Genomic DNA, 10,455 nt, shown 5'->3' with positions numbered 1-10,455 from the left:
GTTCCTGGGAGAGTATTCAGGGGAGCTAAAAACCGCGGGTGCTGCGCTTAATGTTTGAATTCAGGATTAAAGCCCTTTATTCAGCGCTCAGACGGCTCTGCAAAAGGCGACTGGGATGTGGGCATCGCGCTTGACGCCATGGAGTACGCCGAAAAGGCAGACGTGATCGTGCTGGTCTCCGGCGATGGTGATTTTGACCTGCTCGTCCAAAAAATCCGTGCTAAGCATGGCAAAAAAGTCGAAGTGTATGGTGTTCCCCAACTGACGGCAGCGTCGCTGATAAATGCGGCCAGTGAATTTATAGCGATAGATAAAGGGCTTCTATTGAATTAATTATAGTTCGAAAAGAGTCTGCGCTGCTGTTGATAGAAGGCTGCCGCGAAGACATGGAGATTGATCAGGTTTCTGGCCGATAGCACATCTATCTAGGCGCTATACAAAAATATCAACCAATTCTAAACGTTTATAAATCGTTTATTAGATTTAGAGAAATAAGCGAGGCGAACCTTTCAAACGCATACTTTAGTCTAAACCCTCCATCATATTTGCCCATACCGAACCGGCATAGGCTATGCACAGAAGCATGCTGCCAGTTAAATATTCTAACGCTCTGGCCAGCCACTACTCTGTTGAATAACGATGATGACATGCTCCGATGCCCTACGTTCACGATACGCTAACGCGACTTAATAAAAGCAGCCCTGCACAGTCAGAATTTTATCAAGCCACCGAAGAAGTGCTCGAATGCCTGCGCCCGCTACTCGAGCAGAGTGATTACTATCATCACCACAGCATTATTGAGCGAATAGTTGAGCCCGAACGGCAAATCATGTTCCGGATAAGCTGGGTAGATGATGCTGGCAAGGTACGAGTCAACAAAGGCTATCGCGTGCAGTTCAACTCTGCCCTCGGCCCTTACAAGGGCGGCTTACGTTTCCACCCCAGCGTTACCTCGGGCACCATTAAGTTTCTCGGCTTTGAGCAAATTTTCAAAAATGCGTTAACCGGCCTGCCGATCGGCGGCGGTAAAGGCGGCGCCGACTTTGACCCCAAGGGAAAATCAGACAACGAGATCATGCGCTTTTGTCAGGCGTTTATGAGCGAGCTCTACCGTCATATTGGCCCTCACTGTGATGTGCCTGCTGGGGATATCGGCGTCGGCACGCGTGAAATTGGCTATCTCTTTGGTCAGTACAAGCGACTCACCGGCCACTATGAAGGCGTGCTCACTGGCAAAGGGCTTAACTGGGGAGGGTCGCTTGGCCGTAAAGAGGCTACCGGGTACGGTGCAGTGTACTTTGCACAAAACATGCTGGCTGCCCGCGGCGAAGAGCTGCGCGACAAGACCTGCCTCGTTTCCGGCGCTGGCAATGTAGCCATCTATACCATTGAGAAGCTATACGAACTGGGGGCTAGACCCATCACCTGTAGCGATTCACGTGGCACCATTCACGATAAAAACGGTATTGATTTAGGCTTACTCAAACAGCTCAAAGAAGTGCAGCGCACCTCTTTAGAAGCCTATGTACATGAGCACCCTGATGCGCACTACATTTCTGCACGTGACTACCCTCAGGGCGGGCATGCCGTATGGCGTATTCAAGCCGATGTTGCGTTCCCCTGTGCGACCCAGAATGAGCTGACCGAAAGCGATGCGGAAATCCTACTCGCTAATGGCATAACGTGTATCAGTGAAGGGGCCAACATGCCTTCTACCAAAGAGGCCGTCGACCTTTTTCTAGGCGCTAAAATTGCCTATGGGCCCGGCAAGGCCGCCAATGCAGGTGGCGTTGCTACCAGTCAGTTAGAAATGGCACAAAATAGCAGCATGGAGCAGTGGCCACTGGAGAAAGTCGACCAGAAATTACAGCAGATTATGGCCAATATTCACCGCCAGTGCGCCGACACCGCCGAGGAGTTTGGTGATAAAACCAATTTGGTACTCGGCGCCAATATTGCAGGCTTCCGGAAGGTAGCTGACGCCATGATTGAGCAAGGGGTGACCTGATCGTCTTTATTTTATAAATCGCTTATACTCTAAAAGCACGCAGTCCTTCCTTTACTAGGGAAGGGCTGTTTTTTATTGGTTTAAACTTATTGCTTTCCAAGGAGAGTAATCATGGGACAACGTCCTGCTATTATTATTAACCGTCTTGATGCCGAACGCCTCCAGCGCTTGATCGACAATGCATCCGAAAAAGACATGGCCGTGGCTCAGCTACTTGAGGAAGAGTTAGCACGAGGTGAAGTCTGCGATCCAGAGGATATTCCGGATGACGTGGTCAGCATGAATAGCCAGGTTCGCTTCACCGACCTTACCCGCGGGCTTAAGATGATTCGAACCCTGGTCTACCCGCACTCCCTGGAAAGCGTAGCAGATGGCATTTCGGTCATGGCGCCTATTGGTGCTGCATTGATTGGCCTCAAGGTGGGCGACATCATCGAGTGGCCGCTACCCAACAATACCGAAACACGGCTCCGCATCGATGCCATTTATTGGCAGCCCGAACGCGAAAAGCAGTTTCATCGATAAGTCGCGCCAAAGAGTGAGCTGGCTCCGCTAGCTCATGACTAAGTCAGCTATTATCTGCGCCCCCTTATTTCACATAAAGGGAGTCTATTCAGAACGCCCTTCGCTTTCACATACTTCCTTTGGAAGACGATACCTAAGCGGCTCTTTATCGCATTAAACACACCGTCCCTGCTATCAATCATAACCATGGTACTTTTCACAATTCTGCCAGTGATAATGTTTGGAGGGTTACCTTAAAACTTGAATTGGTAAAGCATTACAGCGCTCATAGGCGCCATTACCCCGGGAAGTGGGCACAGTGACTTCCTATCAAGAGAGGGTCGAATCAGGCCAAACGACAAAAAAACGTGATACGATAATCTTTTGTATTCGTCATATTTTCTGTCGTTTTTAGCGACAACCTCACCACAAAGGGAATCAACGTTCACCATGTCGTCAGCTAAAGAGTGCGTCGCTACGCTTATTGATGACTTCCAGAAGCGTCGGCCAATTCGCGCCGGCTCATTGATTATTACCGTCTATGGCGACTCTATCGTTCCGCGGGGCGGTACCGTTTGGTTAGGCAGCCTATCGAAACTTGTGGAGCCCATCGGTATCAATGAGCGGCTGGTGCGTACATCGGTTTACCGGCTGACCAATGAAACCTGGCTACGGGGAGAGAAGATTGGTCGTCGCAGCTACTATCGGTTGAGTGGCCCTGGTCGGCGTCGTTTCGAACAAGCCTTTAAGCGTGTCTATCACGGTGCCCAGCCAGCTTGGTCGGGACAGTGGACATTGGTATTGCTGACACAGCTTCCCCCAGACCGGCGCCAGCAGATTCGAGATGAGCTCGAATGGCTAGGCTTTGGTAGTTTTGCTCAGGGCGTGCTGGCGCATCCCACGCTGTCATGTGCAGAAACCATGGCGGCCTTGCAAGAACTGGATGCAGCAGACGATACGATTGTAATGCAAACGCAGACCATGGAGCCCATGACCAGTAAGCCGCTGCGTCTCCAGGTTAGAGAGAGCTGGAACCTCGACGAATTAGCCGAGCTCTACCAACGCTTTCTGGTTAAGTTTCGCCCACTCTGGAATGCCCTCAACGCAGAGAACCATTTGGGGCAGGAAGAGTGCTTCATTGCCCGCACTTTGCTTATTCACGAATATCGCAAGGTTCAATTACGCGATCCCCTCCTGCCTGAGGAACTACTCCCCACGGCGTGGGAAGGACGATACGCCCATCAGCTCTGCCGCAACCTTTATCGTTTGCTCTACGAACGTGCAGAACGCTGGCTGGATCAACATCTGGAAAACGCCGAGGGCCCACTACCCGCCCCCGGCCCCAGCTTCTACCAGCGCTTCGGCGGGTTGGATTGAACGCCTAACGAGCCCGATGAATCCGTCGTTACATCGGGCATAACGCACCTTATGGCTGTGGCGACTGATCCAGCGTCTGCTGTTTAGGCTGAGTATCACCAGCCAGCAAGGCTGGACGATCAGCATCGAGTTCTGCCAGCGGTTCACAGGGCTCCAGGCTGTCCCGACAACGGCCCACTAAGCGCTGATACTCCTGGGTACCCTGCTGTTTCCAGGCGAACTCTTCATCACTCAGCGCGCGCTTAACCTTTGCGGGCGCCCCCATCACAAGCGACTGGGGCTCACACTCGAAGCCCGCCTTGACGAACGCTGCTGCCGCAACGATAGAGCGTTCAGCAATGTTGGCGCCATCCATTACTACGGCGTTCATACCAACCATGGCATCACGCCCAATCACGCAGCCATGCAGTACCGCGCCGTGGCCGATATGACCATCCTTCTCAACCTTGGTGACGCAGCCAGGGAAGCCGTGCATCACACAAGTATCCTGAAGGTTAGACCCCTCTTCCAGCACCAACCGCCCGAAATCACCACGCATCACCGCGCCGGGGCCTACATAACAGTTAGGGCCCACGATTACGTCGCCAATTAACACCGCAGTAGGGTGGACATAGGCGGTCGGATGTACCACTGGCGTCACCCCTTCAAGTCGATAGTAAGGCATCACACTCTCCGTTAACTTGATTGGCCGTGTGGGGTGCTGCCCCCATCGCCCGCTCCTCGAACTGTTCGGCCCCTGCCCCATCAGTTGTGTAGCACCTAGGGGTATCGCACCGTTGCTGCACTGATTGCGTCATGGGCCGCTCCTGCGCTCAATCCATATTGATACGCAATATTAGAGAAGATTATATTTTACGTAACAAAACATCAAACACTTTACCTTTCACCGTCTACTGAAGAATTGGTACACCGTTATCTAAAAACTCGATTCACCCTGGCTACAAGTCAGTTTTTAGACAATCTTGGCTTTTGTATACCAACGTCTAACCATTATCTTATATTCGTAAAAAATCATCACAAGCCATTGTTAAAAATGCATAAATTATCAAAAACAACAACAAGCGACACACCATAGTAATTCATTCAATATTGATGTGTATCAAAATAAATCTATACTCGGCAGAGACTCACCCTGTGCACCACAGGCCGAACGGGCGCTGGCGGGCACCGCCGACCGCGAAAAGGGCATGCGCCTTCCAATAAAAACGACCTGCCACTTTTCAAGGGCACTGACACAAGGACAATACCCATGAGCCAAGCGCCCCTGCTTTACAGCGTGGAAGACGGCGTCGCCTGTATCACCCTGAACCGCCCCGAAAGCCTGAACAGCTTTAATACCGAAATGCATACCGAGATGCGCAAGGCGCTAAAAGCTGTGCGCCAGGACTCAAGCGTTCGCGCTTTGTTACTGACGGGCAACGGCCGAGGCTTCTGCGCCGGTCAGGATCTTTCCGACCGTAGCGTCGCGCCCGGCGAACAAGCCCCCGACCTCGGCGAGTCGCTTGAGAAACGTTACAACCCCATGTTGCGTGCCTTCAAAGACATGCCATTTCCCACCATTTGTGCGGTGAACGGTGTAGCAGCTGGCGCTGGGGCCAATATCGCCCTGGCCTGCGACATCGTCTTGGCGGCCCGATCGGCAAACTTCATTCAAGCCTTCTGTAAAATCGGTTTGATTCCAGACTCTGGCGGCACCTGGACATTGCCTAACTTAGTGGGCATGGCTCGCGCCAAGGGCCTGGCGATGCTGGGCGACAAGCTCCCCGCCGAGACCGCCGAACAGTGGGGCATGATCTGGCGCTGCGTCGACGATGAGGCGCTCCAAGAAGAGGCCATGAACATGGCGCGCCACCTGGCCACTCAACCCACCCGTGGCCTGGCACTGATTAAGCGCGCTCTGCATGCCAGCAGCGATAACAGTTTCAACGAACAGCTCGACCTGGAACGCGACCTTCAGCGGCTGGCCGGGCGCTCTGAAGATTACCGCGAAGGTGTCAGTGCTTTTATGGAAAAACGTCGCCCCACCTTTAAGGGAGAGTGATATGCCAGCCCTTCCACCGCGCCCTAATGCACCTGCAAAAGAGCTACGGCGAAGAGCGCTATCGCAGCCTCTTTCCGACTGCGTCGCAAAGCTCTGAGCGAGGAGAACTTTCATGAATGATACCCAACTGACGCCACAACAACTGGCAGAAGCCTGTGCCGATGCAATGTTTTCCCGCGACCATGCCAGCCAAGGGCTGGGGATGCACATTACCCGCGTGGCGCCCGGCTTCGCTGAACTGACCATGACCGTGCGTCAGGACATGGTGCAGGGGCACGGCAACTGCCATGGCGGATTTCTGTTTGCCCTGGCTGATTCAGCTTTCGCGTTTGCCTGCAACAGCTACGACGAAGCCACAGTAGCTTCCGGTTGCAGTATCGACTATCTCCTCCCCGGCCAGTTGGGCGACGAGATCACCGCCACCGCCGAAGAGCGCAGCCGCCGCGGGCGTACCGGCATTTACGACATTACGTTGCGTAATCAGCACGGCGATACCGTTGCCTTGTTCCGCGGGCATTCCTACAAAATTCGCGGCAGCGTACGCCGCCTGGAAGAGACCGCTGCTGGCGATAACCAATGGAAGACGCGCTGATCATTGAGCGCTTATAAGCCCATTACTAAAGCCATTTCATCGCCCATGGCGCATTTAGAAACTAGTCCAATAACAACTAGCTTGATCGGAGACCCCTGATGAATCAGCCCGCAACGCGTATCAACACCGCGACTCTCGATCCCCTGGAAACCGCCAGCGTCGACGAGCTGCGCGCCACTCAGGTCAAGCGCCTGAAATGGAGCCTGAAGCACGCCTACGACAATGTGCCCTTCTACCGCCAGTCTTTCGCCAAGGCTGGGGTGCATCCCGACGACATCCAGACGCTAGCGGATCTCGCCAAACTGCCTTTTACCACCAAGGCTGATTTGCGCGACAACTACCCGTTCGGCATGTTGGCCACGCCGATGAGCGAGATCGTTCGCATCCATGCCTCCAGCGGCACCACCGGGCAACCGACGGTGGTGGGCTACACCCAGAGCGATATTGATGTGTGGTCTGATGTGATGGCGCGCTCGATCCGCGCCGCTGGCGGCAGCCGCAACGACAAGGTGCATGTGGCCTACGGTTACGGCCTGTTCACCGGCGGTCTGGGTGCCCATTACGGCGCCGAGCGCCTGGGCTGCGCGGTGATCCCCATGTCGGGTGGCCAGACCGAGAAACAGGTGCAGTTGATCCGTGATTTCGAGCCGGACATCATCATGGTCACTCCCTCGTATATGCTCAATATCGCGGACGAGATGGAGCGCCAGGGCATTGATCCCCACACACTGCCGCTGCGTACCGGCATTTTCGGTGCCGAACCCTGGACAGACAGCATGCGAACTGCTCTTGAGAAGCGCCTGGGTATCGACGCATTGGATATCTATGGCCTGTCGGAAGTGATGGGGCCCGGCGTGGGCATGGAGTGCCTGGAAACAAAAGATGGCCCGACTATCTGGGAAGACCACTTCTATCCTGAGATCATCGATCCAGCCAGTGGTGAAGTGCTACCCGACGGCGAATATGGCGAACTGGTGTTCACCACCTTGACTAAAGAAGGCCTACCGGTGATTCGCTACCGCACCCGTGACCTGACCCGCCTGCTGCCGGGCACCGCGCGCCCTATGCGGCGCATCGACAAGATCACTGGCCGCAGCGACGACATGCTGATCATTCGCGGGGTGAATGTGTTCCCCACCCAGATCGAAGAACAACTGCTCAAGATCGCGTCGCTTTCTCCCCACTACGAGATCGAAGTCAGCCGCCAAGGCAATATGGACATGGTGCTTGTTCGTGTTGAGGCGAATCATCATGACATCGCCCGCGACCCCGTAGCTTGTGAAGAAGCCGCGCTACAGCTCCAGCATGCCATCAAAACGCACATTGGTATCAGCACCCAGGTCGAGGTGTGCCCGGTAGAGAGTGTTATGCGTTCGATGGGTAAGGCCAGACGCGTCAAGGATCTGCGCTAATTCAACCCCCTGACGCCTAGCCACCGTTTACCGTTGCCCCTCCTGTCAGGCCAAGCCCTTTAAAGAGCTTCTTTAAGGGGGCTTTTTCGCACCCAAACAGCCATCTCTAGTTAAAAAATTCGACACATTAAGAATCACTTATTCTTGGATAATTTTATCATATAAATCAATAGCATTAGATTTATAGATTATCACAAAGCCCCAAAGTGACACACAAAAATACTTATTGATAAAATATTTTGTGTCACTATACTTTAGGAAAGATAAGCCACACTCCCTGATAGTCCGACGCCGCGGAGGTCTCTATGTACGCGCAGCTCGTTGAAACCGGTTCTAACAAACTCAAAACGCTTGATGAGATGAGCCCTGAGGAACGCCAGTTCCAGGAGCGCATCAATGATGAAATTAAAATAGAACCCAAGAACTGGATGCCGGACGCCTACCGCAAGACCTTGATCCGTCAGATCTCGCAACACGCCCACTCCGAGATCGTCGGTATGCTGCCGGAAGGTAACTGGCTGACACGTGCGCCAACCCTTAAGCGCAAGTTGCAGTTAATGGCCAAGATTCAGGATGAGGCGGGTCACGGCTTATACCTCTATAGCGCTATGGAAACCCTGGGTGCCGACCGCGACGAAGAGATCGACAAGCTTCACGACGGCCGCGCCAAGTACTCCAGCATTTTCAATTACCCGACGCTCAATTGGGCGGATATGGGCACCATCGGCTGGCTGGTTGATGGCGCTGCCATCGTCAATCAGGTACCGCTACAGCGCACCTCTTACGGCCCCTATGCACGTGCCATGATTCGCGTATGCAAGGAAGAGAGCTTCCATCAGCGTCAGGGTTATCAGATTCTGCTGACCATGATGCAAGAAGGCACTGACGATCAGAAAGCCATGGTCCAGGACTCTATTAACCGCTTCTGGTGGCCAGCACTGATGATGTTCGGCCCGTCCGACGAAAACTCTCCTAACAGTGCCCAGTCGATGGCCTGGAAGATCAAGCGCCACAGCAACGATGAGCTGCGCCAGCGCTTCCTCGACCAAACCGTACCGCAGCTAGAGCTGCTGGGCTGCACCGCCCCTGACCCGGATCTCAAATATAACCAAGAGACCGGCCACTATGAGTTCGGAGAAATCGATTGGCAGGAGTTTTTCGACGTAGTGAAGGGCAACGGCCCCTGCAACCGCGAGCGTGTCGAAGCACGCCGTAACGCTATTGATAACGGCGCTTGGGTACGTGATGCCGCCGTGGCCCACGCCGCCAAGCGCCAACACCGAGCAGCCTAAACTGGCTACACCTGATTTTTAAAACAATAGAGAGCCCCGCGGCACGGGGCTCCTTTGACCACAGAGGCTTTCCTCATGGCTGACTGGCCCCTCTTCGAAGTTTTTATACGCAGCAAGCACGGCCTTAATCACAAGCACGTTGGTAGCGTACACGCCGCCGATCGCCGCATGGCCATTGAAAACGCCCGCGAGCTTTACACCCGTCGCAATGAAGGGGTGAGCATCTGGGTGGTTCCGGCCAGCGAAATCACCGCCTCGTCTCCCGATGAGAAAGAGCCGCTGTTCGACCCGTCTAACGATAAGGTCTATCGCCACGCATCCTTCTACAAACTGCCGAAAGAAGTCGGCCACATGTAGGGGAGGCAGTGATGCAAAACATGAACCAGAAAAACATAGCTCAAAAAACACAAACCCCGTTGATCGAATACCTGCTGCGCCTTGGCGACAACGCCTTGGTACTCGGCCAGCGCCATGCACAACTGTGCGGCAAGGCACCAGCATTGGAAGAGGAACTGGCCTTAATGAACGTGGGTCTCGACCTCTTTGGTCAGGCGCGCAACTGGCTGGGCTATGCTGCTGAACTGATGGCTGCTGAACTGATGGCTGCTGAACTGGAAGGCCAGGTTCATGATGCCGACTATTTAGCCTTTCGCCGCGATGCCCAGGATTTCCGCAACCTGTTGCTAGTTGAACAGCCCAACGGCGACTTCGCTGACATCATGGGACGCCAGTTTCTGTTCGATGCCTGGCACGTACACCTGCTCGATGGGCTGACTCACGCCAGCGACCCGCGCATTGCAGAAGTGGCGGCCAAGTCGCTAAAAGAAGCGACGTATCATCTGCGCCGCTCTTCTGAGTGGGTTATTCGCCTGGGTGATGGCACCGAAGAAAGTCACACACGCATGCAGCGCGCACTCGACAATCTCTGGCAGTTCACTGGCGAGCTGCTGCAGGTCGACGAGATTGATCAGGCCATGCTGGAAGCCGGTATTGCGCCAGACCCAGACACGCTGGCCACCCGCTGGAAAGCAACCGTGGAAGAGGTACTTGAGGAAGCTACCCTGGCACGCCCTGCCTACGATTCCTGGATGTATACCGGCGGTAAAGTCGGTCATCACACCGAGCACCTGGGCTTTCTATTAGCGGAAATGCAATACCTGCCGAGGGCATATCCCGATGCAACCGTCTGGTAACCATCCGTCTGCGTCTAGCGATGACAAGCTTATCGA

At 54.2% G+C, this 10,455-nt stretch carries 10 protein-coding genes and 1 pseudogene; 10 read left to right on the top strand and 1 reads right to left on the bottom strand.

Translation table 11 applies throughout. The annotated features are described in order from the left end of the window. Window positions 1–66: 66 nt before the first annotated feature. The 4 genes and pseudogenes from JI62_RS07305 to paaX all read left to right on the top strand — a co-directional run. Window positions 67–333 (top strand): annotated as a pseudogene (locus JI62_RS07305) (NYN domain-containing protein); the annotation flags it as partial. Between the two features lie 322 nt (window positions 334–655). Beyond that, window positions 656–2,008: an NADP-specific glutamate dehydrogenase gene (gdhA, locus tag JI62_RS07300; RefSeq protein WP_088699523.1), complete on the top strand. Its 1,353-nt coding sequence runs from the start codon at window positions 656–658 to the stop codon at window positions 2,006–2,008. 111 nt (window positions 2,009–2,119) lie between these two features. Beyond that, window positions 2,120–2,533 (top strand): nucleoside diphosphate kinase regulator, encoded by a 414-nt coding sequence (rnk, locus tag JI62_RS07295; RefSeq protein ID WP_088699522.1) that lies wholly within the window; start codon window positions 2,120–2,122, stop codon window positions 2,531–2,533. A gap of 429 nt (window positions 2,534–2,962) precedes the next feature. Beyond that, window positions 2,963–3,889: a phenylacetic acid degradation operon negative regulatory protein PaaX gene (gene paaX / locus JI62_RS07290; protein WP_088699521.1), complete on the top strand. Its 927-nt coding sequence runs from the start codon at window positions 2,963–2,965 to the stop codon at window positions 3,887–3,889. Between the two features lie 49 nt (window positions 3,890–3,938). On the opposite strand, the gene paaY is transcribed toward paaX, so the two are convergent. Beyond that, the gene (gene paaY, locus JI62_RS07285) at window positions 3,939–4,553 is read right to left on the bottom strand and encodes a phenylacetic acid degradation protein PaaY (RefSeq protein WP_088699520.1); all 615 of its coding nucleotides are present in this window, start codon (window positions 4,551–4,553) and stop codon (window positions 3,939–3,941) included. Window positions 4,554–5,138: 585 nt separating this feature from the next. Between paaY and paaG the strand changes: the two genes are divergently transcribed. From paaG to paaC, 6 genes are all read left to right on the top strand, one after another. Then, a complete protein-coding gene (paaG, locus tag JI62_RS07280) occupies window positions 5,139–5,930 on the top strand; it encodes a 2-(1,2-epoxy-1,2-dihydrophenyl)acetyl-CoA isomerase PaaG (RefSeq protein WP_088699519.1) in 792 nt (263 codons plus the stop codon). Window positions 5,931–6,042: 112 nt separating this feature from the next. Beyond that, the gene (gene paaI / locus JI62_RS07275; RefSeq protein WP_088699518.1) at window positions 6,043–6,522 is read left to right on the top strand and encodes a hydroxyphenylacetyl-CoA thioesterase PaaI; all 480 of its coding nucleotides are present in this window, start codon (window positions 6,043–6,045) and stop codon (window positions 6,520–6,522) included. 98 nt (window positions 6,523–6,620) lie between these two features. Continuing rightward, on the top strand, window positions 6,621–7,934 hold the full coding sequence (gene paaK / locus JI62_RS07270) for a phenylacetate--CoA ligase PaaK (protein WP_088699517.1): 1,314 nt from the start codon (window positions 6,621–6,623) through the stop codon (window positions 7,932–7,934). A gap of 305 nt (window positions 7,935–8,239) precedes the next feature. Next, on the top strand, window positions 8,240–9,226 hold the full coding sequence (paaA, locus tag JI62_RS07265) for a 1,2-phenylacetyl-CoA epoxidase subunit PaaA (protein ID WP_088699516.1): 987 nt from the start codon (window positions 8,240–8,242) through the stop codon (window positions 9,224–9,226). Window positions 9,227–9,301: 75 nt separating this feature from the next. Then, complete coding sequence (gene paaB, locus JI62_RS07260) at window positions 9,302–9,583, top strand: 1,2-phenylacetyl-CoA epoxidase subunit PaaB (protein WP_022521442.1); 282 nt, start codon at window positions 9,302–9,304, stop codon at window positions 9,581–9,583. Between the two features lie 11 nt (window positions 9,584–9,594). Next, window positions 9,595–10,419 (top strand): 1,2-phenylacetyl-CoA epoxidase subunit PaaC, encoded by an 825-nt coding sequence (gene paaC, locus JI62_RS07255; protein ID WP_088699515.1) that lies wholly within the window; start codon window positions 9,595–9,597, stop codon window positions 10,417–10,419. The last annotated feature ends 36 nt before the right edge of the window (window positions 10,420–10,455 follow it).

It is taken from the genome of Halomonas campaniensis, assembly GCF_002211105.1.
GTDB lineage: Bacteria > Pseudomonadota > Gammaproteobacteria > Pseudomonadales > Halomonadaceae > Vreelandella > Vreelandella campaniensis_A.
Note: the sequence above shows the minus strand (reverse complement) of the source record. Positions and strands in the feature narration are given on the sequence as shown.